Source organism: Streptomyces sp. WAC04114 (assembly GCF_019733245.1).
In the GTDB taxonomy this organism is placed as follows: Bacteria; Actinomycetota; Actinomycetes; order Streptomycetales; family Streptomycetaceae; genus Streptomyces; species Streptomyces massasporeus_A.
Genome location: NZ_JAIGQA010000011.1, coordinates 14,640 through 39,738, shown reverse-complemented (window position 1 = coordinate 39,738; position 25,099 = coordinate 14,640). Strand labels below are relative to the sequence as shown.

General features: G+C 73.3%; 26 protein-coding genes and 1 riboswitch. Of the genes, 18 read left to right on the top strand and 8 right to left on the bottom strand.

The features are described from left to right. Window positions 1-32: 32 nt before the first annotated feature. The 11 genes from K4G64_RS05705 (at window position 33) to K4G64_RS05655 (ending at window position 11,268) form a co-directional block, all read left to right on the top strand. On the top strand, window positions 33-1,838 hold the full coding sequence (locus tag K4G64_RS05705; RefSeq protein ID WP_308122246.1) for an ABC transporter permease subunit: 1,806 nt from the start codon (window positions 33-35) through the stop codon (window positions 1,836-1,838). Then, entirely contained in the window at window positions 1,835-3,127 is a 1,293-nt protein-coding gene (locus tag K4G64_RS05700; RefSeq protein ID WP_221754914.1) for an MFS transporter, read from the top strand. The genes K4G64_RS05705 and K4G64_RS05700 overlap by 4 nt, the downstream gene beginning before the upstream one ends. Before the next feature lie 216 nt (window positions 3,128-3,343). Beyond that, the gene (locus K4G64_RS05695) at window positions 3,344-4,822 is read left to right on the top strand and encodes a serine/threonine-protein kinase (RefSeq protein ID WP_260460057.1); all 1,479 of its coding nucleotides are present in this window, start codon (window positions 3,344-3,346) and stop codon (window positions 4,820-4,822) included. Between the two features lie 128 nt (window positions 4,823-4,950). After that, a riboswitch (cobalamin riboswitch) is annotated at window positions 4,951-5,136 on the top strand. A 29-nt stretch (window positions 5,137-5,165) separates the two neighbouring features. Continuing rightward, the gene (locus K4G64_RS05690) at window positions 5,166-5,867 is read left to right on the top strand and encodes an energy-coupling factor ABC transporter permease (protein ID WP_190896534.1); all 702 of its coding nucleotides are present in this window, start codon (window positions 5,166-5,168) and stop codon (window positions 5,865-5,867) included. Beyond that, window positions 5,864-6,238 (top strand): energy-coupling factor ABC transporter substrate-binding protein, encoded by a 375-nt coding sequence (locus K4G64_RS05685; RefSeq protein ID WP_221754913.1) that lies wholly within the window; start codon window positions 5,864-5,866, stop codon window positions 6,236-6,238. Before K4G64_RS05690 ends, K4G64_RS05685 begins: the two co-directional genes overlap by 4 nt. 6 nt (window positions 6,239-6,244) lie before the next feature. Further along, a complete protein-coding gene (cbiQ, locus tag K4G64_RS05680) occupies window positions 6,245-6,994 on the top strand; it encodes a cobalt ECF transporter T component CbiQ (protein WP_221754912.1) in 750 nt (249 codons plus the stop codon). Continuing rightward, window positions 6,991-7,845, top strand: coding sequence for an energy-coupling factor ABC transporter ATP-binding protein (locus K4G64_RS05675; RefSeq protein ID WP_221754911.1), 855 nt, complete (start codon window positions 6,991-6,993; stop codon window positions 7,843-7,845). The genes cbiQ and K4G64_RS05675 overlap by 4 nt, the downstream gene beginning before the upstream one ends. Before the next feature lie 227 nt (window positions 7,846-8,072). After that, window positions 8,073-8,729: a maleylpyruvate isomerase N-terminal domain-containing protein gene (locus tag K4G64_RS05670; protein ID WP_221754910.1), complete on the top strand. Its 657-nt coding sequence runs from the start codon at window positions 8,073-8,075 to the stop codon at window positions 8,727-8,729. 69 nt (window positions 8,730-8,798) lie between these two features. After that, entirely contained in the window at window positions 8,799-9,602 is an 804-nt protein-coding gene (locus K4G64_RS05665) for an alpha/beta fold hydrolase (protein WP_221754909.1), read from the top strand. After that, window positions 9,602-10,924, top strand: a complete 1,323-nt coding sequence (locus K4G64_RS05660) for a PP2C family protein-serine/threonine phosphatase (RefSeq protein WP_221754908.1) — start codon at window positions 9,602-9,604, stop codon at window positions 10,922-10,924. Before K4G64_RS05665 ends, K4G64_RS05660 begins: the two co-directional genes overlap by 1 nt. Next, complete coding sequence (locus K4G64_RS05655; RefSeq protein ID WP_221754907.1) at window positions 10,921-11,268, top strand: STAS domain-containing protein; 348 nt, start codon at window positions 10,921-10,923, stop codon at window positions 11,266-11,268. Before K4G64_RS05660 ends, K4G64_RS05655 begins: the two co-directional genes overlap by 4 nt. A 6-nt stretch (window positions 11,269-11,274) precedes the next feature. On the opposite strand, the gene K4G64_RS05650 is transcribed toward K4G64_RS05655, so the two are convergent. Then, complete coding sequence (locus K4G64_RS05650; protein WP_221754954.1) at window positions 11,275-11,706, bottom strand: tautomerase family protein; 432 nt, start codon at window positions 11,704-11,706, stop codon at window positions 11,275-11,277. A 122-nt stretch (window positions 11,707-11,828) separates the two neighbouring features. On the opposite strand from K4G64_RS05650, the gene K4G64_RS05645 reads away from it, so the two are divergent. Further along, complete coding sequence (locus K4G64_RS05645) at window positions 11,829-12,413, top strand: TetR/AcrR family transcriptional regulator (RefSeq protein WP_308122245.1); 585 nt, start codon at window positions 11,829-11,831, stop codon at window positions 12,411-12,413. Between the two features lie 234 nt (window positions 12,414-12,647). Beyond that, window positions 12,648-14,462: an ABC transporter ATP-binding protein gene (locus K4G64_RS05640; protein WP_221754905.1), complete on the top strand. Its 1,815-nt coding sequence runs from the start codon at window positions 12,648-12,650 to the stop codon at window positions 14,460-14,462. Window positions 14,463-14,472: 10 nt separating this feature from the next. Here K4G64_RS05640 and K4G64_RS05635 read toward each other — a convergent pair whose 3' ends face one another. Then, window positions 14,473-14,601 (bottom strand): hypothetical protein, encoded by a 129-nt coding sequence (locus tag K4G64_RS05635; RefSeq protein ID WP_260460055.1) that lies wholly within the window; start codon window positions 14,599-14,601, stop codon window positions 14,473-14,475. A 66-nt stretch (window positions 14,602-14,667) separates the two neighbouring features. Between K4G64_RS05635 and K4G64_RS05630 the strand changes: the two genes are divergently transcribed. Continuing rightward, complete coding sequence (locus K4G64_RS05630) at window positions 14,668-14,814, top strand: hypothetical protein (RefSeq protein ID WP_221754960.1); 147 nt, start codon at window positions 14,668-14,670, stop codon at window positions 14,812-14,814. Between the two features lie 85 nt (window positions 14,815-14,899). Further along, complete coding sequence (locus tag K4G64_RS05625) at window positions 14,900-15,634, top strand: hypothetical protein (protein ID WP_260460054.1); 735 nt, start codon at window positions 14,900-14,902, stop codon at window positions 15,632-15,634. A 513-nt stretch (window positions 15,635-16,147) separates the two neighbouring features. On the opposite strand, the gene K4G64_RS05620 is transcribed toward K4G64_RS05625, so the two are convergent. Further along, window positions 16,148-17,662 carry an MFS transporter gene (locus tag K4G64_RS05620; RefSeq protein WP_221754904.1) on the bottom strand — a complete coding sequence of 505 codons (1,515 nt, stop codon included), beginning with the start codon at window positions 17,660-17,662 and terminating at the stop codon, window positions 16,148-16,150. A 233-nt stretch (window positions 17,663-17,895) separates the two neighbouring features. On the opposite strand from K4G64_RS05620, the gene K4G64_RS05615 reads away from it, so the two are divergent. From K4G64_RS05615 to K4G64_RS05605, 3 genes are all read left to right on the top strand, one after another. After that, window positions 17,896-19,392 carry an MFS transporter gene (locus K4G64_RS05615; RefSeq protein ID WP_221754903.1) on the top strand — a complete coding sequence of 499 codons (1,497 nt, stop codon included), beginning with the start codon at window positions 17,896-17,898 and terminating at the stop codon, window positions 19,390-19,392. A gap of 112 nt (window positions 19,393-19,504) precedes the next feature. After that, window positions 19,505-19,918 carry an SRPBCC family protein gene (locus K4G64_RS05610; RefSeq protein ID WP_031110812.1) on the top strand — a complete coding sequence of 138 codons (414 nt, stop codon included), beginning with the start codon at window positions 19,505-19,507 and terminating at the stop codon, window positions 19,916-19,918. A 6-nt stretch (window positions 19,919-19,924) separates the two neighbouring features. After that, window positions 19,925-20,233 carry a hypothetical protein gene (locus tag K4G64_RS05605; protein WP_221754902.1) on the top strand — a complete coding sequence of 103 codons (309 nt, stop codon included), beginning with the start codon at window positions 19,925-19,927 and terminating at the stop codon, window positions 20,231-20,233. A 33-nt stretch (window positions 20,234-20,266) separates the two neighbouring features. On the opposite strand, the gene K4G64_RS05600 is transcribed toward K4G64_RS05605, so the two are convergent. From K4G64_RS05600 to K4G64_RS05580, 5 genes are all read right to left on the bottom strand, one after another. Beyond that, complete coding sequence (locus K4G64_RS05600) at window positions 20,267-21,460, bottom strand: aromatic ring-hydroxylating dioxygenase subunit alpha (RefSeq protein WP_221754901.1); 1,194 nt, start codon at window positions 21,458-21,460, stop codon at window positions 20,267-20,269. Further along, a complete protein-coding gene (locus K4G64_RS41305) occupies window positions 21,457-21,810 on the bottom strand; it encodes a hypothetical protein (RefSeq protein ID WP_374206368.1) in 354 nt (117 codons plus the stop codon). Before K4G64_RS41305 ends, K4G64_RS05600 begins: the two co-directional genes overlap by 4 nt. A 146-nt stretch (window positions 21,811-21,956) precedes the next feature. Then, the gene (locus tag K4G64_RS05590; RefSeq protein WP_221754900.1) at window positions 21,957-22,499 is read right to left on the bottom strand and encodes a hypothetical protein; all 543 of its coding nucleotides are present in this window, start codon (window positions 22,497-22,499) and stop codon (window positions 21,957-21,959) included. Window position 22,500: 1 nt separating this feature from the next. Next, window positions 22,501-23,022, bottom strand: a complete 522-nt coding sequence (locus K4G64_RS05585; protein ID WP_221754899.1) for a GNAT family N-acetyltransferase — start codon at window positions 23,020-23,022, stop codon at window positions 22,501-22,503. A 193-nt stretch (window positions 23,023-23,215) separates the two neighbouring features. Then, window positions 23,216-24,934 (bottom strand): SpoIIE family protein phosphatase, encoded by a 1,719-nt coding sequence (locus tag K4G64_RS05580; RefSeq protein WP_221754898.1) that lies wholly within the window; start codon window positions 24,932-24,934, stop codon window positions 23,216-23,218. Between the last annotated feature and the right edge of the window lie 165 nt (window positions 24,935-25,099).

Below are 25,099 nucleotides of genomic sequence, written 5' to 3'. Positions count from 1 at the left end.
GCGCCCCGCAGCTGCTGTGGCGGACCGTACTCGTGGCCGCCCTGGTGTGCGGCGTCGGCCTGCTGCCGTGGCTGTCGCGTACCGACCCCGCGCTGACCGTGCTCAGGGCGCGGTCGGCGGACCGCGACCCCGATCCCGAGACCCTGCGCGTCATCCGCGACGAACTCGGCCTGGACGACGGCCCCTTGGCGTTGCTCGGTCACTGGCTGGGCGGGCTGCTGCACGGCGACGCCGGCACGTCCTGGGTGTCCGGCAGCCAAGTGCTGCCCGGCGTCGTACAGGCCCTCGGCGCGTCGCTGCTGCTGATGGCCGGCGCCCTGGTGGTCGCCGCGGGTACGGCGGCCGCCGTCTGCGCCCGTACGCTCCGGCTGGGCGCGCGGGGCCGGCTCGGGGCGGCGCGCCGCCCCGGCGGGACGGCGACGGCGGTACTGGCCGCGCTGCCCGAGTTCCTCGTCGCCGCGGTGCTGGCCTCGGTGATCGGCGTGCAGCTGGGCTGGCTGCCCGCCCTGGGCTGGTACGGCCCGCAGTGGATGGTGCTGCCCTCGCTCGCCCTCGGCCTGACCGCCGGGGCGGTCCTGGGACGGATGCTCGACGACCTGCTGCCCGGCGCGTTCGCGGAGCCCTGGGCGACGGCGGCCGCGGCGCGCGGGGCTGCGTCGAGGTCGGTGGCGCGGCAGGCGGTGCGCCGCTGTGTGCCCGGACTGCTGCCGAACCTGGCGCTGTTCGTGGTCGGCCTGACCGGCGGATCGGTCGCCGTCGAGCAGATCTTCGACATCCCGGGTCTGGGCCGGCTGACCCTGCAGGCCGCACTCGCCCAGGACCTGCCCGTCCTGCAGACCGGCACCCTCGCCCTCGTCCTGCTCGCGGCCGGAGCGGGGCTCCTCGCCCGGCTCGCCGCCCGCTTGCTGATCGGTCCGGCGCTGCGCGACGGCGCCCTGCAGTCCCTGCACCGGCCCCGGCCGCCCGCGCCCCGCACACTCCCCCTGCTCTACGGAGGGCTGCTGGCCGCCGTCATCGGCTTCGGGCTGCCCCGCGACCCGCTCGCCCTGGACACCCTCGCCCGGCTGCACGCCCCCTCCCCCGAGCACCCCTTCGGCACGGACGCGCTCGGCCGGGACATGCTCGCCCGCATCTCCCACGGCGCGCTGACCACCCTCGGCACCGCCCTCGCGGTGAGTGCCGCCGCTCTCGCCGCCGGGCTGCTGCTGGGGCTGCTGCCGAGGGTGTCCGGGCCGCTGGTCGACACCCTCAGTGCCGTACCGCCCGTCCTGGCCGGGCTCCTCGTCACCGGCGTCATGGGCAGCGGGCCCTGGACGCCCGCGTTCGCCGTGGCCGTCGTGGCCTGGTGCCCGCTGGCCGCGCACACCTCCTCCCTGCTGCGGCAGGAGCGCGCGACCACGCACCTGACGGCCACCCGGGCGCTGGGCGCCGGCCGCTGGTACCTGCTCCGGCACGAACTGCTGCCCGCCGCCCTGCCCCCGGTCGCCCGGCACGCCCTGCTCCGGCTGCCGGGCATCGCGCTCAGCCTCGCGGCGCTGGGCTTCCTCGGGCTGGGCGCCCAGCCGCCCTCCCCCGACTGGGGCCTGCTGCTGGCCGAGAACCAGCCGTACGCCGAACGCGCCCCGTGGGCCGTCCTCTTCCCCGCCGCCGTGCTCGCCCTGCTCGGGGCGCTCGCGGTGACGGCCGCGGGCGGCGTACGGCTCCCGCGGCGGCGCACCCGGCCCGCCGGCCCGGCCGGACCGCCCGCGGACCGCGTCGTGCCGGCCCCACGCCGGAAACCGGACCACCCCGACGCCCTCCTGACGCCCGTGTCCGCCTCACGGACGGAAGAACGATGACCGACCCCGCCTCCCGGGCGCCGACCCGCGAGAGTGCCCGCACGTCCGGCGCCGGGAGCCGCTACAGCACCTGGCGCCTGTGCGCGGAACTGTCGCCGCTGCTGCGGCTGCTGATCCTCACCCAGCTCGCCTTCAACATCGGCTTCTACGCCGTCCTGCCGTTCCTCGCCGAGCACCTCGGCAGCGCGATCGGCATGGCGGGCTGGCTGGTCGGGTTCGTGCTCGGGCTGCGCACCTTCAGCCAGCAGGGGCTGTTCGTGGTCGGCGGGTGGCTCGTCGACCGGTTCGGGGTGCGGCCGGTCGTATTGGCGGGGTGCGCGCTCAGGATCGCCGGGTTCGTGTGGCTCGGGTACGCGCGGGCGCCGGAGGCCGTGATCGGGTCGGTGCTGGTGATCGGGTTCGCCGCCGCGCTGTTCTCCCCCGCCGTGGAGTCCGAGGTGGCCCGCCAGGCGGTGGCCCGGGAGGAGTGCGGCCACGGCCCGCGCACCCGGGTCCTCGCCCTGTTCAGCGTGGCGGGCCAGGTCGGGGCGTTCGCCGGGCCGCTGCTCGGCGCGCTGCTGCTCGCCGTGGACTTCCGCACCGCGTGCCTCGCGGGTGCCGCGGTCTTCGTCGTCGTCCTCGCCGGGCACCTGTGGCTGATGCCGCAGCACATCCCCGGCCGGGTCCGCGTCCGCGAGCGCGGCGGGGCCCGGGCTCTGCTGCGCAACCGGCGTTTCCTCGCCCTGTGCTGTGCCTACGGCTCCTATCTGCTCGCCTACAACCAGCTGTATCTGGCCCTGCCGGACGAGGTGCAGCGCGCTGCGGGCTCCCAGACGCCGCTGTCCTGGCTCTTCGCCCTGTCCTCGGTGCTGGTGGTGTTCACCCAGCTGCCGGTGACCCGCTGGGCGGGCGACCGGCTCGATCTGCGCCGCTCGATGACCGCGGGGCTGCTGCTGATCGCGGCCGGTTTTGCGGTGGTGGCCGCGGCCCGCCCGGCGGGCTGGACCGGCACCGCCGGGCTGCTGCCGGCCGCGGGCTTCGTGATCTTGCTCACCGTGGGGCAGATGCTGGTGGTGCCCGCCGCCCGCGCCTGGGTGCCCGACCTCGCCGAGGAAGGACGGCTCGGGCTCTACACGGGCGCCCTGTCGTCCGTCTCCGGCCTCATCGTCCTGGCCGGCAGCGCGGCCACCGGTTCACTGCTCGACCTGGGGCTGCCGGCCGCCGTGCCGTGGCTGGTCCTCGCGGCCGTACCCGCCCTGGCGGTGGCCCTGTTGCCGCGCCGCGCGAAGGAGGCGGGCGCGGCGGCCTGAGACGGCGCCGGCGCTCCGGGACGCCCGGGCGCGCCGGAATGTCACCCCGGCGGGTGACCTCTTCGCGCGGGATGTGCGAGACAGCGCCCAGTGAGGACTCCGCCGCGGCGATCGGTGGTCACGCCGCGCCAGTATCCTGGGTCGGCTGCGGCACCCCCCACCAATCCCTGTGCAGAAGCGGGGAGTTCGGCTGCGGCGACGACCCTTCCCACACGCATGAGACGAGGACGAGTGCTGCTAGCGGGCCGCTACCGGCTGGATGTTGAGATCGGGCGCGGTGGAATGGGAGAGGTCTGGCGCGCGTACGACGAGACGCTCGCCAGAGCGGTGGCCCTCAAGCTGCTGCTCCCCCAGGACACCGATGCCACGGCGACCTCCCGGTTCCGTCTGGAGGCTCAGACCGCCGGGCGTCTCAACCACCCGAACGTGGTCGGCGTCCTGGACTTCGGCGAGTACGACAACCGGCTGTACCTGGTGATGGAGCTGGTCGAGGGCGACAGCCTCGCCGGGGTGCTGACCGGCTCCGGCGCGCTCCCCGCCGAGCAGGTGGCCGATCTGGCCGCACAGGCGTCCGCCGGGCTCGCCGCCGCGCACGGGCAGGGCATCGTGCACCGGGACGTCAAGCCCGCCAACCTGCTGCTGGACACGAACGGCACCCTGAAGATCGGCGACTTCGGCATCGCGCGGTTCCTCGACGACCCGGGCGCCGCGCTCACCGCTACCGGCCAGATCGTCGGCACCGGCCTGTACCTCGCGCCCGAGCGTGCCCTGGGCAAGCAGGCGGGTCCGGCCTCCGACATGTACTCCCTGGGCTGTGTGCTCTACCAGCTCCTCAGCGGGCGCCCGCCGTTCCAGGCCGACACCGCCGTCGCCCTCCTCCACCAGCACCTCGACTCCGCCCCCGTGCCACCCCGCGAGCTCGGTGTCGCCGGACTGCCGCCCGCGTTCGAGAACTACCTCCTCGGCCTACTCGCCAAGCAGCCCGAGGACCGGCCCACCGCCCAGCAGGCCGCCGAATGGTTCGCCGGCGGCGCCTGGCGGGGCCTGCCCGAGCCGCTGCCGGAGGTCTCGCCGCCGCTGCGGCCCAGGACCACGTCCGCGGCGATGCCCGCCGGGCCGGGCCCCTACGCGGGTGCCGGGACCGGCAACCCGACGACGTACGCGCTGCCCGCGACCACGGGGCACCGCAGCGCGGCCCGGACGGCCCAGGCGGGGCGTTCGGGCCGCTCCCGCGGGCGCGGCGGCCTCGGCAACCGGTCGCGACTGGCCGCGACGGCCGCCGCCGCGGCGCTCTTCCTCGCCGCGATGCTCATCGGCATGCGCTGGTTCTCGCCCGACACGACCGCGGAGAGCACGGAGCCCGACGCGTCCCCGAGCGCGAGCAGCCCCGCCGCCACGCCGTCCACCGACTCCGCGTCGTCCTCCTCTTCCGATTCCGATTCCGAGGCCGGTCCCGGGGCCGGTCCGGCGGCCGGGCCGAGGGCGGCCGACGCGCCGGCCACCGGCACCGTGGCCGATGTCACTCCGACCGCGCCGGCCGCTTCCCCGACGCCTGTTGCGCCGGAGCCCGGCGCCACGACTCCGACGCAGGAAGGGGGCCCCGGCGGGCCGGAGCAGCCGCAGCCGGAGAAGCCGGGCCAGGCCGGGGACGACGGGGAAGGCGACGACGACGGGGACGACGGGAGCGACGACTGACGCGGCCCGGACGGCGCACGGCGGACCCCTGACCGGAGCGCGTGGATCAGCCGGGAGATGCGCCGGTGTGCGAGCGGGCGCCCCCTCGCGCGCCCCTTGGGTGGCTTGTCATCGCCCTTACCCCGGCCTTATTGTCACCAGGCCTTGGTGAACGGGAAATCCGGTGTGATGCCGGTGCGGCCCTCGCCACTGTGAATCGGGAAGTCCGGCTCCGGCCCTCACGGGCAGCCACTGGGTCCTTGCGACCCGGGAAGGCGGAGTCCGGGCGGTGGTACCCGTCAGCCAGGAGACCGGCCAAGGCGCGTCAACCATCCACGAGGTGCTGGAGAGGGTCTGCTGAGCCATGCACATAGCCGAGGGTTTCCTTCCTCCGGCGCACGCGGTCGCCTGGGGCGTCGCGTCGGCGCCGTTCGTCGTCCACGGGGTCCGGTCGCTCACCCGTGAAGTGCGCGAGCACCCCGAGAGCACCCTGCTCCTCGGTGCGTCCGGAGCCTTCACGTTCGTCCTGTCCGCCCTGAAACTGCCGTCCGTGACGGGCAGTTGCTCGCACCCTACCGGCACGGGCCTCGGAGCCATCCTGTTCCGGCCGCCCATCATGGCGGTGCTGGGCACCATCACCCTGCTGTTCCAGGCGCTGCTGCTCGCGCACGGCGGTCTGACCACGCTCGGCGCCAACGTCTTCTCCATGGCGATCGTCGGCCCCTGGGCCGGATACGCCGTCTACAAGCTGTTGCGGCGCTCCAACGCGCCGCTGATGGTGGCGGTGTTCTCCGGCGCGTTCGTCGCCGACCTGTCCACCTACTGCGTCACCAGCGTGCAGCTGGCGCTCGCGTTCCCCGACCCGGGCAGCGGATTCCTGGGCGCGCTCGGCAAGTTCGGTTCCATCTTCGCCGTCACCCAGGTCCCGCTCGCGGTGAGCGAGGGGCTGCTGACCGTGCTCGTGATGCGGCTGCTGGTGCAGTCCAGCAAGGGCGAACTGACCCGGCTGGGTGTGCTCCTCGCCAAGAAGCAGACCCGGACCGAGACCGAGGCGGTGGCCCGATGAGCAGGAACACGAAGATCAACCTGGTGCTGCTGTTCGTCGTGGCGGCGCTCGCCGTACTGCCGCTGGCGCTCGGCCTAGGTGACCACAAGGAGGAGCCGTTCGCGGGCGCCGACGGCGAGGCCGAGACGGCGATCACCGAGCTGAAGCCGGACTACGAGCCGTGGTTCTCGCCGCTGTACGAACCGCCGTCCGGTGAGATCGAGTCGGCGCTGTTCTCCCTCCAGGCGGCTCTCGGCGCCGGTGTCCTCGCCTACTACTTCGGGCTGCGCCGGGGCCGTCGGCAGGGCGAGCAGCGGGCGCTGGAGCGGGACGCCGAGGCCGACAGCGCGCTCGCCGGCGCCGCCGGAAAGTCCACCGCGAAGCAGGACTGAGCCCGGGTGCTGCCGATCGACGCGGCGGCGCACAGCAGTCGCTGGCGCCGCCGCCATCCCGTGGACAAGGCCGTGCTCGGGCTCGGCCTCACCGTACTCGCGATCTCGCTGCCGCCCTGGCCGGGCGCGGCCCTGGTCCTCCTGACCGCCCTGGTGGTGCTGCTGGGGCCGGCCGGGGTGCCCGGGCGGCGGCTGTGGCGGGCCTACCGGGTGCCGCTGGGCTTCTGCGTGACCGGTGCGGTCACGCTGCTGGTCCAGGTGGGCGGGCCGGGGGGGTTCGTCTCGCTCGCGGACGACGGGCCGCTGAGGGCCGGGGAGTTGCTGCTGCGCACCTCGGCGGCCTCCCTGGGCGTGCTGCTGTTCGCCTTCACCACGCCCATGTCCGATCTGCTGCCCCGTCTGGTCCGGGCCGGGGTCCCCGCGCCGGTCGTCGACGTCGCGCTCGTGACGTACCGGATGAGCTTCCTGCTGCTGGACTCCATGCGGCGCATCCGGGAGGCCCAGGCGGCCCGGCTCGGCCACACCGGCCGGGCCGCGGAGTGGCGTTCTCTGGCCGGGCTCGGCGCCACCGCGTTCGTCCGCGCCTTCGACCGGGCGACCCGGCTCCAGGCCGGGCTCGCCGGGCGCGGCTACGACGGCACCCTGCGCGTCCTGGTGCCCGAGGCCCGGGTCTCCGCCCGCTTCACGGCGGCCAGTTGCGCGCTCCTCGCCGCGCTGGCCGTCCTCACCCTCGTCCTGGAAAGGCCGCTGACATGAGCGAGCCCGCCCTCGTCGCCCTGCGGGGCGCGTCCTTCGCCTACGAGGACGGTCCTGCCGTGCTCAGCGGCCTCGACTTCGACATCCGCGAGGGGCGCGCGCTCGCGCTGCTCGGCCGCAACGGCAGCGGCAAGACCACGCTGATGCGGCTGCTCTCCGGCGGGCTGAAACCGCACGAGGGGCGGCTGACGGTCCAGGGGCAGCCGGTGCCGTACGACCGCAAGGGGCTGACCCGGCTGCGGACCACCGTGCAGCTGGTCGTGCAGGACCCGGACGACCAGTTGTTCGCGGCCTCCGTCGAGCAGGACGTGTCGTTCGGGCCACTGAACCTCGGCCTCGACGACACGCAGGTACGGGCGCGGGTGGCGGAGGCGCTCGCCGCCCTGGACATCACGGCCCTGGCCGACCGGCCCACCCATCTGCTCTCCTACGGGCAGCGCAAACGCACCGCCATCGCGGGCGCGGTCGCCATGCGGCCGCGCGTCCTCATCCTCGACGAGCCGACGGCCGGGCTCGACCCGGACGGCCAGGAGCGGCTCCTCACCACCCTCGACGGCCTGCGTGCCTCCGGTACCACGGTGGTGATGGCCACCCACGACGTCGACCTCGCCCTGCGCTGGGCCGACGACGCGGCGCTGCTCACCCCGTCCGGCGTCCGCACCGGGCCCGCGGCCACGGCGCTGGCCCGCCCGGACCTCCTGCGGGAGGCGGGCCTGCGCCTGCCGTGGGGCGCGGCGACGACGGAACTCCTGCGCGCGCAGGGGCTGTTGACCGACGCGGAGCCGGGTCCGCGGACGCCGGACGAACTCGCCGCCCTGGTGGGCGGACGGCTGGGGGCGCCCGGAGGCTGAGGTCGCGCAGGCGCGCACGACGGTTCGTGACGCCGGCGCGCACCACGCGCTCCCGACGCGTTCGTGACGCCGACGCGCGCCCCGCGTTCCCGAGGCGTTCGTGACGCCGACGCGCGCCCCGCGTTCCCGAGGCGTTCGTGACGCCGGCGCGTACCACGCGTTCGTGACGCCGGCAGTCGCCCGAAACCTGCTTGTCCGGCGTCGCGGCGCCGCACTACGTTGCCGAGGTGGATCTCTTCTCACGCACCTGGACGGCGTTGCGCGCGGCGGTGGCGGGTCTCTCCGACGAGGACTTCGGGCGGCCCTCCGGTTGCACGGGCTGGCTGGTGCGGGATCTGGTGTGCCATCTGATCGTCGACGCCCAGGACGTCCTGATCACCCTGGCCACCCCGTCCGACCGGGAACCGACCCGTGACGCGCTGTCGTACTGGAACATCTCCGGCACCCCGCCGACCGGTGACGATCCGCTCGACGCGCTGACCGTCCGGCTGGCCGCCGCCTACGAGGATCCGCACCTGCTGAAGTTCCATCTGGACGACGTCGGCTCGGCCGCAGGGCGCGCGGCGCTGCTCGCCGACCCGGCCGGCCGGGTCGGCACCCGTGACGAGATCCTCACCGTGGGCGACTTCCTCTCCACCTACGTCTTGGAATGGACGCTGCACCACCTCGATCTGATCGCCTTCCTCCCGGACGCGGAGCAGCCGCCCGCGGAGGGCCTCGTCCGCTCGCGGGAGATGCTGGAGCAGATCGTGGGGCGCCCGTTCGCTCCCGCCTTCCACGCCGTGGACGCCCTGCTGATCGGCACCGGGCGGCGGGCGCCGACCAAGGAGGAACAGGCCGGGCTCGGGGAGCTGGCCTCGAAGGTACCGCTCTACCTGGGCTGATCTCCCGGTCGCCGCCGCGTCCCCCGGCCCGCCGTCGGATCACTCCGGCCGGGGTGGGAGCATGGCCGGATGGACATCCGCCGCAGGAACAACGTCAACGTCATCGGTCCCGATGACGCGCCCGTGCTGCTCCTGGCACACGGGTTCGGCTGTGACCAGAACATGTGGCGGCTGGTGGTGCCCGAGCTCGCACGGCGCTACCGGGTGGTGCTGTTCGACTACGTCGGTTCCGGCGGCTCGGACCTCGCAGCGTGGAGCGAGGAGCGGTACGGGTCGCTCCAGGGCTACGCCGCAGATGTCGTCGACGTCTGCGAGGAGCTGGACCTGCAGCACGTGGTGTTCGTGGGGCACTCGGTGAGTGCCATGGTCGGGGTGCTGGCGGCGCGGACGGCGCCGGAGCGGATCGGTTCGCTCGTGATGGTGACGCCCTCGCCCTGCTACATCGACGACGAGGGGTACCGCGGCGGCTTCAGCACGGAGGACATCGACGAGCTGCTCGCCTCCCTGGAGGCGAACTACCTGGGCTGGTCGTCCGCGATGGCCCCGGTGATCATGGGCAACCCGGAGCGGCCGGAGCTGGGCCAGGAGCTGACCAACAGCTTCTGCGCCACCGACCCCGACATCGCCCGCGTCTTCGCCCGCACGACGTTCCTCACCGACAGCCGCGAGGACCTGAAGGGCGTGTCCGTGCCGACCCTCGTGCTGGAGTGCGAGCAGGACGCCATCGCGCCCAGAGAGGTCGGCGCCTACGTGCACGCGGCGATCCCCGCCTCCCGGCTGGTGACCCTCGATGCCACGGGGCACTGCCCGCAGCTCAGCGCGCCGCAGGCCACCACCTCGGCGATCCTCGACTTCCTGGAGTCCCTGAAGTGATGTGCCGTACGGGCGGCGTGCCGGACCCCGCCGAGACGGGGGACGAGGCGAGCACGGACGCGGCTTTCACCGCTCTGCTGGAGGACAGCGCGGAGGACCTGTACGAGTCCGCGCCATGCGGCTACCTGTCGACGCTGATGGACGGCACCATCGCCAAGATCAACACCACGCTGCTGGACTGGCTCGGGCTGGATCGTGAGGCGGTGGCGGGCCGCAAGCGCTTCACGGACCTGCTCACCATCGGCGGGAAGCTGTACCACGAGACGCACTTCGCTCCGCTGCTACGCATGCAGGGCGAGCTCCGGGGCGTCGCCCTGGACATGCGGCGCCGGGACGGTGGCCCGCTGCCGGTGCTGGTCTCCGCGGTGATCAAGCACGGCACCGAGGGCGATCCCCTGCTGATCCGGATCACCGTCTTCGACGCCTCGGACCGCCGCGCCTACGAGAAGGAGCTCCTGCGCCGCCGCGAGGAGGCCGAGCGGGCCCGCGCCGAGGCGGACGAGGCCCGGCGGCAGGCCGAGGCGGACCGGGCCAGGCTGGCCGACGCGCTCGCCGTCCTGCAGCGTTCCCTCGTGCCGGACTCGCTGCCCGCCGTGCCGGGCCTGGAAACGGCCGTCCACTACCACGCGGCTTCGCCGGACCAGCTCGGCGGTGACTTCTACGACCTGTTCCCCGTGGCCGGAAACCGGTGGGCGTTCTTCCTCGGGGACGTGTGCGGAAAGGGGCCCGAGGCCGCCTCCCTCACCTCGCTGACCCGCTACACCCTGCGCGCCGCGGCCCACCACGACCCGGATCCGGTCTCGGCGCTGACCACGCTGAACGCCGTCCTGCACGAGCGGTACACCGGTGACGGCGACCCCCGGTACTGCACCTGCGTCTTCGGGATCGTCGAGCCGGGCGGCGAGCACGGCCCGACGACCGTGCGCCTCGCCTCCGGCGGTCACCCGCCGGCGCTCGTCCTGCGCTCCGACGGCCACGCCGAGTTCCTGCCCACCCCCGGTGGGCTGCTCATCGGCGTCGTCCCCGGCGCGCCGATCGGCACCGCCGAGACCGTCCTGGCGCCCGGCGACACGGTCGTGCTGTACACCGACGGTCTCACCGAGGCCCGGACCGGCCCCGGCCGCGACGACCTGTACGGCGAGGACGCCCTGCACGCCTTCGCCACCGACCACGCCCCCGCCTCACCGCACGAGGCGATCACCGCCCTCACCGGGCTGCTGGAGAGCTTCGGCGACGGCCTCGACGACGACACCGCCCTGCTGGCGCTCGGCGTTCCCGCCACTCCTTCCTCCATCGCCCCCTCGACGAGTCACACCTCATGAACCCGCTCACCATCAGTCAGCGCGACACCGCGACCGGCCCCGTTCTGCACGTGGCCGGGGACCTCGACTTCGACCAGGCCCCCGTCCTGCGCGGCCGGCTCGACCTGCTCCCCCTGTCACCGGGGCAATGTCTGGTCCTCGAACTGTCCGGCCTCGCGTTCTGCGACTCCTCAGGCATCACCGCCCTGCTCGCCGCCCGCCAGCACGCCCTGGCCGCCGACGCCGACATCGTCCTGGCCGCCGTGCCGGCGAACCTGCTCCGCGTTCTCACCCTCGTCGGCCTCGACCAGGTCTTCACGCTGCGCCCGGACGCCGGCGCCGCGTCGGTGCGCCGGGCGACGTAGGTCAGTTCACGCATCGGTCCGCTGCCCTTTCGCGAGAGCCACGAGGTCGGCGTGGCGGACGACGGCGCCGCCGGCGCCCCAGGCGCCGTCAGGCTGCTCGTGCACCAGGACCCACACGCGCAGGGCGTCGTCCGGGGTGAGCCCGGCGGCGGACAGGACGGTCCGGGTCGCCTCCTCGACCAGTCCGGCCTTACGGCGCTCGGACAGGGCGCCCTGCGGGACGGTGACCTCCACCAGGAAGCGCGGGGCGTCGTCCTCGGCGGTCCGCTGGGCGCCCTCGGGCAGCTCGACGAGGTAGCTCCACGCCTGGGCGCGGAAGAACGCCGTGTCGGGCGCTCCCTCCCAGCGCAGCAGCACCGCGGCGAGATCGCGCTGGACGCGCCCGCGGCCCTCTTCCGTCAGGGCACCGGTGGGAACGGTGAGCCGGATCATCGGCATGGGCAGACCTCTCTTCTCGATCGTCGCGACGGGCGACGCGGCTCTATGACAGTCGTTATAAAGCACGGCCACGCTAGACTATGACGACTGTTATAGCCAGTGGGTCGGAAGGGACCGTGCACGTGACCAAGCCCAGTCCGACGGCGCGCGAGCGGATCGTGGCCGGAGCGGCCGACATGATCAGCCGGCGCGGTCTGAACGCGACGAGCATCCGCGAGACGGCCAAGCACGCCCGGGCGCCGCTGGGCTCGACGTACCACTACTTCCCCGAGGGCAAGCAGCAGTTGGCCACGGAAGCGGTACGCCTCACGGGGGCGTGGGCCGCCCGCAGCCTGCGCGAGGAGCTGGAGGCGGGACCGGTCGCGGGACTGCGGGCCTTCCTCGACCTGTGGCGCGGGATCGTGGTGGACAGCGACTTCCGGGCGGGCTGCCCGGTGCTCGCCGTCTCGATCGAGGAGCCCCCGGCGGACGAGACGCCGCTCGCCCTGGCGGCGGCCGCCGGCGTCTTCGAGGAGTGGGAGGGCCTGTTGGCCGGTTCACTGCGCGAGCACGGCGTTGAGCCCGAGCAGGCGGCCCAGCTCGCGACGCTGATCGTCGCGGCGGTCGAGGGAACCGTGGCCATGTGCCGTGCCAAGCGCAGCACCCAGCCGCTGGACCATACCGCCGCCCAGTTGCAGGCGCTCATCGTCGGCGCGATCCGGGACTGACCGCCCGCCCGGAGGAGAACACGGCCGCGAGGCCGCCGTCCCACCCCGAATCCGCCCGCAGTGCTCCAGGGCGCTCCCCGCACACCACCTCCCGGCCGGAAAACGCTTGGACGCCGTGGCCGGTATCGCGGGACACTTCCGGACTCGACCCGAAACCTCACACATCCGTTGCGGCGATGGCCCCTGCCCGCACACGCGGCGTGGCGGGCGGCCACAGGACGACACAGGGGTGGGATGGAAACGCCGGAAAAACACAGGGTGTTACCGGGCAGGCGCTCGGTACTTCTCGCACTTCGCTACTACGGACGGGAGTTGTCCCGGCTGCGCCGGTGGACGGCGCCCGCGATGCTGCTCTCGGCGCTGGGCAACATCGGCATCAACTACGTCGCGCCGCTGATCGTCGCCAAGCTCGTCGGCGACATCGCCGCGCACAAGGACGTCACGGCCGGCTCGACACTGCCGTACGTGCTCGGCTTCGCGGGTGTCCTGCTGGCCGCGGAGGCACTGTGGCGCGTCGCGCTGCACTGCCTCACCCGTCTCGAGGCCCTGGGCATCGAGCACCTGTACGTGATCGGGATGGACGAACTGTTCGCCAAGGACGCCGCGTTCTTCCACGACAACTTCGCCGGTTCGCTGACCAAACGGGTCCTCAGCTTCGCGTCGCGTTTCGAGCAGTTCGTCGACACGCTGACGTTCCAGATCGTGGGGAGCTTCGTGCCGCTGACGTTCGGCGCGGTGGTGCTGTGGCGCTACGAACCGCTGCTCGTCGTCGGTCTGCTGGTGATGATCGCACTGACGGCGGGGTTCGTCGTGCCGCTCGTCCGGCGCCGTCAGGCGCTCGTGGACCAGCGTGAGGAGGCGATCGCCCGGGTGTCGGGTCATGTCGCCGACAGCCTGATGAACATGGACACGGTGCGGGCGTTCGCCGCGGAGCGGCGCGAGGCCGCCGAGCACCGCTCCCGGGTCGCGACGTCCCGCCGGCTCACCATGCGGTCGTGGGACTACGGCAACCTGCGCATCGACACGGTGGTCGCACCGATGTCCGTGCTGACCAACGCGATGGGCCTGCTCCTCGCGGTGACGCTGGGCGGCGGCACGCACGGTGTGGAGGCGATCGTGGTCGCCTTCGCCTACTACAACAACGCCACCCGGATCATGTTCGAGTTCAACCAGATATACCGCCGGCTGGAGAGCTCGATGACGGAGGCCGCGCAGTTCACCGAGCTGCTGCTGGTGCCGCCGACCGTGCTCGACCCGCCGGACCCGGAGCCGCTGCGGTCCCGGGCCGCCGACGTCCGTTTCGAGAAGGTGACCTTCGCCCACCGGGGCGGGCGCCCGCTGTTCGAGGGACTCGACCTGGCCGTGCCGAGCGGGGCGAAGATCGGCCTCGTGGGCCGGTCCGGCGGCGGGAAGACCTCCCTCACCCGGCTGCTGCTGCGGATGACCGACATCGACGGCGGTCGCATCCTGGTCGGCGGCCAGGACATCACCCGGGTGCGCCAGGCGGACCTGCGCGGGCGGATCGCGTACGTGCCGCAGGACCCGGCGATGTTCCACCGCACCCTGCGGGACAACATCGCCTTCGCCCGGCCGGACGCCACCGACGCCGAGATCCTCCGGGCGGCCGAGGCGGCCCATGTCACCGAGTTCGCCGACGCGTTGCCCCACGGCTTCGACACCATGGTGGGCGAGCGGGGCATCAAGCTGTCCGGCGGGCAGCGCCAGCGGGTCGCCCTCGCCCGGGCGATCCTGCGGGACGCTCCGATCCTGCTGCTCGACGAGGCCACCAGCGCCCTGGACTCCGAGAGCGAACTGCTGGTCCAGGAGGCGCTGTGGCGGCTCATGGAGGGACGGACCGCACTGGTGGTGGCGCACCGGCTGAGCACGGTCGCAGGCATGGACCAGCTCGTCGTCCTCGACCGCGGCCGGATCATCGAGCAGGGCACGCACCAGGAACTGCTCGCGACCGAGGGTGCGTACGCGAAGCTGTGGCAGCACCAGTCGGGCGGCTTCCTGGACGACACCCCCCGGCGGGCCGAGGTGCCATAGCGCGGGCTCGTCACCTCCGTCGGCCGGCCGGCGCCCGGGCCGCCAGGGCCTCCAGCAGCAGGTCCACCGCCTGTTCGAAGGAGCTGTCGGCCATGGCGGGCGGCTCCGGGCGCACCGCGGTCAGGGACGGGTAGGTCACCGGATCGAGGCCCTGGTAGACGTCGCGCCACGACCGCCGGTCGCTTCGCGCTGCTGCGGGAGGGCCTTGAGCCGGGAGCGGTTCCGCGCCGGGAGCGTGAAGATCATGCAGGACGGCATCGCCGAGAACCACACCGCCGCCATACTGTCCCCTCGCCTGACCCGGGTCCTGGAGACCTTCGTCGAAGGCCGGCGGGTCCACGCCGGCACCTGAGGCGTGTTCCAATGCTCCGGGGTCCGGGTGCCACGAAGGGGGATGAGGCGCGGTGGGGTCGTCGGGATCGTCGGGGGACGGGGCCATGCGGTCCGTGATGTGGATACTGCTCGCCGTCGTGACGCTCGGCGTCGGAGTGGCGTCGGCCCGCGAGGTCGGCGGGGCGTTGGATCGGGAGCGGGAGTACCGCGGCGCGCCGGCCTGCGCCGCGGTTCCCGTCGAGGCGTCGGGGTGCGTGTGGGAGCAGGAGTTCACCGTGCGCAGCGCCGCCATGAACCGCGGGAAGCGGGGCGAGGCCCCGGAGGCAGAGCTGGTGCTGCCGTCGGGCAAGCCGTGGGAGGTGACGTTCCTGCGGACCGAGCCGGTGATGTCCGAGATGGCGCCGGACGAGAAGGTCGTCGGGGTGATCTGGCACGGGCAGGTCGTCGAGGTCCGGGACGCCGAGGGCCGGCGGCAGCAGACGTCCGACGGGCCGGTGGGATGGCCCGCGGACCGTCTGGGCGGTGCGCTGGCCTGTATCTCGTTCGGCCTGGCGGCCCTCGTCGGCGGGGTGTGGCCGCTCTTCGCGCGGGGCGACCAGCGTCGTGTAACGGCGGCGAAGGTGGTGCGGTGGCACGGTGTCGGCCTGGGCGCGACGGCGATCCTGACGCTCTGGGCGCAGGCGGCCAACGCCTGGCCGCTCTGGGCCGTTCCGGCGATCTGGGGACCGCTGGCGTTGCTGATCCTGGCGTCCATGACGGCCTTCGCCCTCGGAGCGCTGCGCGGCGAGCTGGACGACGACGCACCCGCCCCGCAGCAGCCGGAGCCCCAAGCCTCGTGACGGCGTGCCCGCTCAGCTCTGCCGGGCGTGCACGGGCCTGGTCGCGACATCGTCCGGGCACGGGCCGTGCGGCCCGCGCGTCTTCACCGTCCAGGCACGCGGGGTACGGCTCAGGCGTCCGCTGTCGCGCCGCAGCTTGCCTGCCGCGGGGGCCGGGGAGCTGCGGGTCGCGTTGCGGGTCAGAGCTGGCGGGCGTGCACCGGGCTGTGGGCGACGTCGTCCGGGCACGGGAGGTGCGGCCCGCGCGTCTTCACCGTCCAGGCACGCGGGGTACGGCTCAGGCGTCCGCTGTCGCGCCGCAGCTTGCCTGCCGCGGGGGCCGAGGAGCTGCGGGTCGTGTTGCGGGTCAGGGCTGGCGGGCGTGCACCGGGCTGTGGGCGACGTCGTCCGGGCACGGGCCGTGCGGCCCCCGCATCCTCGCCGTCCAGGCACGCGAGGTACGGCTCAAGCGCCCGCCGTCACGCCGCAGCTTGCCTGCCGCCGGGGCCGAGGAGCTGCGGGTCGCGTTGCGGGTCAGGGCTGGCGGGCGTGCACCGGGCTGTGGGCGACGTCGTCCGGGCACGGGCCGTGCCGCTCCCGCGTGCGCCGGTCGCGTCGCCAGTCGTACGCCGCGAGGGCCAGGGACGCGGCCATGCCGAGGAGCCCGGCAGCCATGGCGAGGAAGAGCGCGCCGCGGTAGTCGTCGCTTCTGCTGCCGAGCACCAGGTAGTAGAGGCCGGGCAGGGCGGCGGTGCCCACGGCGGCGCCGAGTCGCTGCCCGGTCTGCAGGGCGCCGCCCGCCGCTCCCGCCATGTGCACGGGCACGTCGCGCAGCGTCATGGTGATGTTGGGCGAGATCACGCACCCTCCGCCGACACCGCCGAGGAACAGGACCGGGGCCGCGATCCAGGGCGCGATGTCGAGGGGCGCGAAGCGCAGCAGCAGCGCGGTGCCGCCCAGCCCGAGGATCACGCCCGCGAGCCCGCCCACGGTGAGCAGGCGGCCGAGCCGGTCCACGAGCCGCCCGGAGACAGCGGCCGCGACGGCCGAGCCGAGGGCGAAGGGGGTCACGGCGAGCCCCGACTCCAGCGGGGAGAAGCCCAGGCCGTGCTGGTAGAAGAGGGCGAAGACCAGCCAGACACCGCTGAAGCCGATGAAGTAGAGCGTGCCGACGCCGGCGCCGACGGCATAGCCGCGCACGGTGGTGAACAGGCGCGGATCGAGCAGTGGCTGGGTACCGCGCTCCAGCAGCCGGCGCTGCCGGCGAATGAAGACGAAGAGCAGCGCGGCACCGGCCGGGAACATCCACCACAGCCGGGTCAGGCCGCCGGCCTCCGCCTGGACCAGCGGGTACATGAGCGCGAGCACGCCGAGGCCGAGGAGCAGGACACCGGGCAGGTCCACGTGTTCGCGCCCGGAGCGCCGGGTGCGGGGCAGCAGGCGGCGGCCGAGGAGGACCGCGAGGATGCCGATGGGGACGTTGACGTAGAAGATCCAGCGCCAGCCCTGGGCGCCGTCGGCCAGGGCGAGGATCAGGCCGCCGGTGAGGGGGCCCACCGCGGAGGAGATGCCGACGGTGGCGCCGAAGAACCCGAAGGCCCGGCCGCGTTCGCCGCCACGGAACATCTGCTGGATGAGCGCCGAGTTCTGCGGCGCCATGAAACCGGCCGCCAGGCCCTGGGCGAGCCGGGCCACCACCAGCAGGGTGATGTTCGGGGCCGCTCCGCAGGCCGCGCTGAAGAGCACGAAACCGCTGAGGGCGATCAGGAAGATGCGTCGCCGGTCCAAGGCGTCGCCGAGGCGGCCGGCGGTGACGAGGGCGAGACCGAAGGAGAGGGCGTAGCCGGACACGACCCACTGCACCTCGGCCGCCGAGGCGTGCAGCTGCTGCTGGATCGTGGGCAGGGCGACGGCCACGATCGACACGTCCAGCAGGCTCATGAAGCCGGCGACCAGCGTGACCCACAGGGCCCGCCACCGGTTCGGGTCCGGCTCGTAGCCGTCGGGCTGCCCGCCCTGGTTCCGGCCGCCCGCCGCCGACGCTGTCACTTGGGCTCCTCTCACCGGGCACGCGCCCGGCCGAACAAGTTCCCCCACCGGACCCGGGGCACACACCCGCCCCGGAGATCCTCCCGGACGGCGCACTGACCCGCGACCCGGCCTGAGCTCCCGCTCATCACTTTCCGTGATCAACCGGAGGCCGCGCGAAGGGGGTCGTTTGAGCGCGCGAGATTCGTGCAGGCGTTGTGCTTGGAAAGACGACCGGCGAAAGGAGCCACGTGATGGCGGCGCCCGACAACGACGAGTCGGTGGATCCCGCGGCTGTGAGACGACACCGCGTACTGTTCCGGGCGATCGAGAAACGACGTCATCCGAAGCTGCGCCGCAGCGACATCACGGTGACCGATGAAGCGGCGGTCAAGCGCGCCACCAAGGCCGCCGCCCTCGGCAACGCGATGGAGTGGTACGACTTCGGCATCTACAGCTATCTGGCGGCGACGATCGGGAAGGTCTTCTTCCCCTCGGGCAGCGACACCGCCCAGTTGCTCGGCTCCTTCGCGACGTTCGCGGTGGCCTTCCTGGTGCGTCCGCTCGGCGGCATGGTCTTCGGGCCGCTCGGGGACAAGGTCGGCCGCAAGCGCATCCTCTCCCTCACCATGATCATGATGGCGGTGGGGACCTTCGCCATCGGTCTGGTCCCCTCGCACGCCGTGATCGGCCTGTGGGCCCCGGCCCTGCTGATCTTCTTCCGGCTGGTGCAGGGCTTCTCGACGGGCGGGGAGTACGGGGGCGCCTCGACGTTCATCGCGGAGTACGCGCCGGACAAGCGGCGCGGCTTCTTCGGCAGCTTCCTGGAGCTCGGCACGCTCGCCGGCTACGTCGGCGCCTCCGGCCTCGTCGTGGTCCTGCAGACCCTTCTCAGCGACGACCAGATGCTGTCGTGGGGCTGGCGTGTGCCGTTCCTGGTCGCGGCCCCGCTCGGCCTCATCGGCCTCTATCTGCGGCTGAAGCTGGACGAGACGCCCGCCTTCCGGAAACTGGAGGGCGGCCAGGTGAAGGCGAGCGAGGCCGCAGACGCCGTGGAGACCTCGGCCGCCGCCGACCTCGGCAAGATCTTCACCCAGTACTGGCGGCCGCTGCTGCTGTGCCTCGCACTGGTCGCGGCGTACAACATCACCGACTACATGCTGCTGTCGTACATGCCGACCTATCTGTCCGACGAGCTGGGCTACGGCACCAACCACGGCCTGCTGATCCTGGTCGTGGTGATGGTGCTGCAGATGTGCCTCATCAACCAGGTCGGGCGGCTCTCGGATCGCTTCGGGCGCAAGCCGCTGCTGATGGCGGGGATGCTCGGCTTCCTGTTCCTCTCCCTGCCGTCGTTCCTGCTCATCCAGCAGGGCAACGTTGTCCTCATCACCCTGGGCCTGCTGCTGATGGGGCTCTCCCTGCTGCCGATGCTCGGCACGATGTCGGCGGCGCTCCCGGCGATATTCCCCACCCAGGTGCGCTACGGGTCACTCTCGGTGGCCTACAACCTCGCCACCTCGGTCTTCGGCGGCACGACACCTCTGGTGATCACCGCTCTGATCAGCGCCTTCGACTCGACCCTCATGCCGGCGTACTACGCCACGGGCGCCGCGGTCATCGGCGTCATCGCGGTGCTGTGCATGCGAGAGACCGCCAACCAGCCGCTGGCCGGCTCCCCGCCGTCCGTGGAGACGGAGGCGGAGGCGGAGGAACTCGTCCAGGCGCAGTCGCCGCAGCCCAAGTTCTGAGCCTCGTGAAAACGCCCCGCCCGCCATCGCGGGTGGGGCATTTTCGCGGTTGGGTCCGGTCAGGCCGGGAACGCGGTGCGGGCCACGACTCCCAGACGAAGCCGGTAAGGCGATGACCGAGTACGAACGTTCCCGCACGATGCCCGCGCAGCCCGAGCACGTCTTCGACCAGGCCGCGAACGTCGGCCGGCTGGACAGCTGGCTGCCGGAGGCCCTGCACGTGGAGGCAGAGGAGCTGCCCGCCGTCACCGTGCACGAGGACCGCACCGATGAGGACACCTCCGCCGTGCTGCGCGCCCGGCGGGAGCAGATGCGGCTCGAGTGGGGCACCCGTGACCATGGCGGCTACGCGGGCTGGCTCCAGGTCGCCGGTCTCGACGGCGGCGCCAGCGAGGTGACCGTGCACCTGTCGTTCTTCGACGCCGGCCACGACCCGGGCGAGCGCGCCGTGGCCGATGCCCTGGACACCAGCCTGCGGCGGCTGGAGGAACAGGTGCGGCTGCGCGTCGAGCACCCGGCCGGCTGACCCGCCGTGGCGGGCACGAAGCGGTACGCCGTCGCCGCGTCCGGGCAGTGGACCGACGAGGAGGAGGGCCGACGGCGGCTGCCCTCCGGTGAGGTGCACGCCTGGGAGCCGGGCCGCAACGAGACGGTCTGCGGCCTGTCCCTCAGCCGTTCCCGGCTGGTCCGCTTCCCGCACGTCGGCTGGCCGGACACCTTCCCGGAGTCCGGCGGCGCCGCGGACCGGGTGCGGCGTGTGTGCCCGCGCTGCGCCTCGGTGGCGGGACGCCGCGGGCCGGACGCCCGCCCGCGGTGGCAGCGCGTCAGTCCGAGGCCGTGAGGGCGCCGGGGCCGGCGGTCGGGAATGCCGTCGTCAGGTCGCCCGGGGCGCGGAGCCGCCAGCGCCCGCCACGGACGACGGCCCGCGGTCCTGACCGTCGCACACGGTGCCGCACGCGGCCCGGGGGCGGATGGGGACACCGTTGGTACGCAGGACCTCGCGGACGTCCAGGATCAGGGAGAACACCTCACGGTTGCGGTCCTCGCCCTGCTCGTCCCAGGCCCGCTGCTCGGCCTCGACGGCCATCCGGTCCTCGGCGAACACCCGCTCGGTGAAGCGCCTGATGAGCGGCCAGGCCAGGTGCAGAGCGCCGGGAATCCGAGGCTTCTCGATCATGAGCAGGCCGAAGGTGTGGCACCGGCGCTGTTCGGCGTCCTCGGGCACGTAGGCGACCCAGAGGCGGAAGGCCGGCCGCTCGGCGTTCTCCGGGACCAGGTCGAGGGTCTGGTACGGGTACGTGGTGCGGATCGTCATGACATCGCGGGAGTCGTTGCCGCCGATGCCCTCGGAGGCCAGCAGACTGGCCCCGCGGTTCCGTTTGCCCCCGGCGTGACTGAACAGGTACCTGGCCTCCACCGACCGCTCGTCGGTCCGTGAGTCGAGCAGCTCGGGGTGGAGTCTGCCGACCACGCCCCGGTGGAGGAACTGGTGGTTCATGTCGAGCAGGTTCTCGTGCATGAACGAGTAGTGGCAGCGCACGGTCCGGGAGTACGTCATCGTCCTGTACCGCGGCGAGCCGAACGCCGGCAGGTCGGGCAGCGGGGCGGCGGCCGCCTTGTCCGGGTCGCCCGGGAACACGAACACCAGGCCGTACGCCTCACGGACGGGGTAGCCGCGCACGCCGCGCGGTGGCCGGCCGTCGCCCTTGGAGAGGTATGGGATCTGCGAGATGCGGCCGTCGCCCCGGTAGGCCCAGGCGTGGTAGCAGCAGCGCAGGGCCTCGCCCTCCACGACGCCCATGCTCAGCGGCACCTGACGGTGGGCGCACCGGTCCTCCAGCGCGTACACGGTGCCGCTCTCCCCTCGGTAGAGCGCGATGCGCTCACCGGCGAAGGCCGTCGCGAACGCCCGCTTGCTGCGCACGTTCTTCGACAGGGCGACCGGGTACCAGAAGTCCGGGTTCGCCCCGACGCGCCGGAGGTCGACCATGCCGGTACTCGGGTCACGGTGCGCCGAGGGCCACTCGGCCCCGGCAGAGAAGGGCCCGGCCTCGTCGGTCTCGGTCATACCTCTCCCTCACGCGTACGGGCAGCGACAGCCGCGCGCGGCGTCGGGCAGCACCGGGCTGCCGATGCGGGCGCCCCGGCACCGTCCATGCTGACCGCGACACGCCGGACACGCCCTGCCCGGCGCGTACGAACGGGTGACTGGAGATCGAGCGCGGGGAGGGCGGCCAGGCCGGTGGCGCGCATGATCCGGTCCACGGTCTCGCGCAGGGCGCTGTCGGCGCCGATGACGGTCTCGGCACCCCCGGGCAGCAGGTCCAGTTCGCGGTACCGGTCGCGCAGCCGCGCCTCGCCGACCTCGTGCGCGATCGGCCTGCCGGCATGGCGCAGGAGGGTCTCCTCGAACGGCACGTGCAGGTAGTACGCGTGGGTCGGCCGCGGTGGTCGGACGGCAGCCGGCTGAGCATCTCACCGTGGCGCTCGGCGCACAGGATCCCTTCGACCACGAACCAGCCGGGTCTGCACCGCTCACCGCTCCCACCGTCGCGGCGGCCGGACTACGAGGCCGGGTGCGGGTGTTCGGGAGCCGCGTCGGCCGTCACCGGCGCCGGTCCGCGCTCCCGCGCCGGGCCCGACGGCCACAGCCATGGGCGTCTGCGGGTGCGGCCCGCGATGTCCGAGCCGTGCGCGGCCGCCACCACCGTCATGACCGGCCATGCGAGGAAGGTCGTGCCGAGCTGGGCGACGGCCCCGTCCGTGCCGATCACGACGACCGCGAAGACGGCGGGGAAGACGAGCGCTCCGAGCAGTGCTGCCACCAGGGTGAGTGCCCCGGGGCGGCTGACGACGCGGGACGCGAGGGCCAGTGCGCCGGCGAGGACCAGACCCATCAGCACGCCGGCGAGCAGGCTTCCTCCGGTGAGGAGCCCGCCGTAGCGCAGGTCCCGGGCGGCGAGCCGGGTGTCCCCGCCGGGACGGAGGAACTCCACCAGAGCCACCCCCAGGGCGAGAGCGGCCCAGGGGAGGACCGGAGCGCACGCCATCAGCAGGCCCACCCGCACACCGCGCCCCGCGATGCCGCGTCTCTCCACACGCTCCACGTCAGAGCCTCACCAGACCGCCGACCCACCAGTCGTGAGGACGACCGTCGTTGGCGATGCTCCGGTTGCGCAGCGTCCCTTCGACGGTGAAGCCCAGTCGCTCGGCGACGGCGCGCGAGCCGGTGTTCCCGGTCATGGCCCACCACTCGATGCGGTGGACGTCGAGCGTGGCCCACCCCCAGTCGCACAGCGCCCGCGCGGCCTCGACCGAGTAGCCCCGGCCGCGCTGCTCCTTGACCGCCCAGTAGCCGAGTTCGTAGACGCCCCGGCTGACCCTGGTGAGGCAGTACGAGCCGACGAGGGCCGAGGTGTCCTTGCGGAACGCTCCGAGGACATAGTCCTTGTCGGTGGCCCAGGCCTCGGGCCACTCCTCGCAGACCCGCTTCTCGGCGTCCTGCCTCCGGAAGGGCACGGGGACCGGTGTGTAGAACTGGATGTCCTGGTCCTGGCAGGCGTCGTACACGGCGTCCACGTCGGCCGTGTCGAACGCCCTCAGCACGAGACGCCCGGTCTCGAGTGTCATTGGATCCACCGCGACAGTATGAGCGCCGCCCAGGGCCCACGACCAGCGAATATCGCCGCGGTTGTGCTGACGAAGCCGGCCCGGATCGCCGTGCGCGAGCACCGTGACAGCATCGGCAGCGCACCGCGGGGCGCCCGGAGCGGATGAGGGTCGGGCGGGGCGTTCCAGGTCGGACGCTCGGACTCGGCGCAGGTCAGTTCCCGGGGATGCGCAGGGTCAGGACGGCGACGTCGTCGTCGTTCCCCGCGGGGCGGACGCGGCGCAGGAGCTGGTCGGTGAACGAGGCCAGGGGCCGGTGGGCGAGGGCGGCGGCGTGCTGGCGCAGTTGTCTCAGCCCCTCGTCGAGGGTGCGGCGGGGCGCCTCGATGAGACCGTCGGTGTACAGCACCAGGGTGGAGCCGGGCGGGAGCTGCGCGGTGGCGTCCGGGCGCCGGGTGCCGGTCTGGGTGCCCAGGAGGATGCCGTGGCCGTCGGTGAGGTATTCGGCCAGACCGTCCCGGCTGATCAGCAGCGGCGGGGGGTGGCCGGCGTTGGACCAGGAGAGCTGCCAGTGGCCGTCGTCGGCCGGTTCGATCCGGGCGAAGATCGTCGTGGCCATGGTGACGTCGGTGATGTGCTGGATCGCCTCGTCGAGCCGTTCGACGATCCGGCTGGGCGGTTCGTGCTGGGACCATGCGTAGGCGCGGAGCATGTTGCGGACCTGCGCCATGCCGGCCGCCGCCTCCAGGTCGTGGCCGACGACGTCCCCGATGGCCAGGGCGGTGGACGCGTCGGACAGCGGGAAGGCGTCGTACCAGTCGCCGCCGACCTGTGAGGCGTCCGGTGCGGGCAGGTAGCGGACGGTCATCTGCAGGCCCGGGACACCCGGCATCTGCGGCAGCAGATGGTTCTGCATGGTCTCCGCGACCTTGCGCTGGCGCTGGTAGAGGCGGGCGTTGTCGAGGGCGAGGCCGGCCCGGCGTGCGATGTCCTCGATGAGGGGGAGGTCCGCGGGTGTGAAGGGCGCGGGGTTCTCGTCGCGGCCCAGGGTCAGCGCGCCCAGGACCGCGCGGGTGCTGCGGATGGGCGCGATGGCCGCGGAGTGCATGCCCGTGGCGTCGAAGAGGCGGCGCTGCTCGACCGCGATGCCGGAGTCCGGTGCCCCCTGGTAGGTCTGCGGTCCGGCCAGGTTGGAGGCGACGCCGCGCAGGGCTCTGGAGAGCGGCATCGGGGACTCCTCGGGGACCGGTGGCATAGGCCCCTGCAGATCCTCGCGGTGCGTGAACGTGTCGCCGTCGGCGTGGACGACGACGGTACGCCACACCTCGTCGCGCTCGGTGATCAGGTCGACGACCGCCCAGTCGGCGAGGCGGGGCAGGACCAGCGCGACCAGCCTGCGCAGCGCCTCGTCGACGTCGAGCGTGGAGGTCAGCTGCGCGGTGGTCTCGGCGAGCAGGGCCAGCCGGTGCAGCTCCGAGAGCGGCTGGCTCGACGGCTCCGGCAACGTTTCGGGGGTCTGCTCGTGGTCGGGGGTGTGGAAGACGACGAGCGTGCCGCCGTGCCGGCCACCGACGTCGTACGGGGTGATCAGCCAGGAGATGCGCAGGAGGGTGCCGTCGGCGCAGGCGAAGTAGTCCTCGTCGGCCTGGGCGGTACGCCCGGCGTGGAAGGCGTGCCGCATGGCGCACTGGGTCCGCGGCAGGGGCTGCCCCTGCGGGCCGCGGTGCAGCAGGTCGTGCGCGTCATGCCCGGTCAGCTCGTCGGCGGACCGGCCGAGGAGCTGCTCGGCGCGGGTGTTCGCGGCGATGATGCAGCCCTGCTCGTCCACGACGTAGGCCCCGGCGCCGATGGCCTCCAGGGTCCCGGCCAGCACGACGGACGCTGTCGGCACGGACGGCCCGTGAACGGTCTCCGTGTGCTCCGGCCCCGTCATCGCGGCCTCCCTGCTGATCGGGCCGACTTCCCTGCCGTCGGCATGCCCTGTTCGCCTGCCTCCCCGTATGCCCATACGACAGTAAAATCCACGTCGCCCGACAGCGCGCGTCCTCCCCGCGGGCCGTGCGGGCCGCTGACCTGCGGTGCCGGGGAACCGGGCCGG

Bases quoted from the DNA above. Each gene is read 5' to 3' on its own strand.
- K4G64_RS05610 (WP_031110812.1), top strand. From the start codon at position 19,505: ATGACCGAGTACGAACGTTCCCGCACGATGCCCGCGCAGCCCGAGCAC.
- K4G64_RS05660 (WP_221754908.1), top strand. From the start codon at position 9,602: ATGTGCCGTACGGGCGGCGTGCCGGACCCCGCCGAGACGGGGGACGAG.
- K4G64_RS05690 (WP_190896534.1), top strand. From the start codon at position 5,166: ATGCACATAGCCGAGGGTTTCCTTCCTCCGGCGCACGCGGTCGCCTGG.
- K4G64_RS05585 (WP_221754899.1), bottom strand. From the start codon at position 23,022: ATGACACTCGAGACCGGGCGTCTCGTGCTGAGGGCGTTCGACACGGCC.
- K4G64_RS05675 (WP_221754911.1), top strand. From the start codon at position 6,991: ATGAGCGAGCCCGCCCTCGTCGCCCTGCGGGGCGCGTCCTTCGCCTAC.
- K4G64_RS05640 (WP_221754905.1), top strand. From the start codon at position 12,648: ATGGAAACGCCGGAAAAACACAGGGTGTTACCGGGCAGGCGCTCGGTA.
- K4G64_RS05685 (WP_221754913.1), top strand. From the start codon at position 5,864: ATGAGCAGGAACACGAAGATCAACCTGGTGCTGCTGTTCGTCGTGGCG.
- K4G64_RS05625 (WP_260460054.1), top strand. From the start codon at position 14,900: ATGCGGTCCGTGATGTGGATACTGCTCGCCGTCGTGACGCTCGGCGTC.
- K4G64_RS05580 (WP_221754898.1), bottom strand. From the start codon at position 24,934: ATGACGGGGCCGGAGCACACGGAGACCGTTCACGGGCCGTCCGTGCCG.
- K4G64_RS05700 (WP_221754914.1), top strand. From the start codon at position 1,835: ATGACCGACCCCGCCTCCCGGGCGCCGACCCGCGAGAGTGCCCGCACG.
- K4G64_RS05650 (WP_221754954.1), bottom strand. From the start codon at position 11,706: ATGCCGATGATCCGGCTCACCGTTCCCACCGGTGCCCTGACGGAAGAG.
- K4G64_RS05615 (WP_221754903.1), top strand. From the start codon at position 17,896: ATGGCGGCGCCCGACAACGACGAGTCGGTGGATCCCGCGGCTGTGAGA.
- K4G64_RS05695 (WP_260460057.1), top strand. From the start codon at position 3,344: ATGAGACGAGGACGAGTGCTGCTAGCGGGCCGCTACCGGCTGGATGTT.
- K4G64_RS05665 (WP_221754909.1), top strand. From the start codon at position 8,799: ATGGACATCCGCCGCAGGAACAACGTCAACGTCATCGGTCCCGATGAC.
- K4G64_RS05600 (WP_221754901.1), bottom strand. From the start codon at position 21,460: ATGACCGAGACCGACGAGGCCGGGCCCTTCTCTGCCGGGGCCGAGTGG.
- K4G64_RS05655 (WP_221754907.1), top strand. From the start codon at position 10,921: ATGAACCCGCTCACCATCAGTCAGCGCGACACCGCGACCGGCCCCGTT.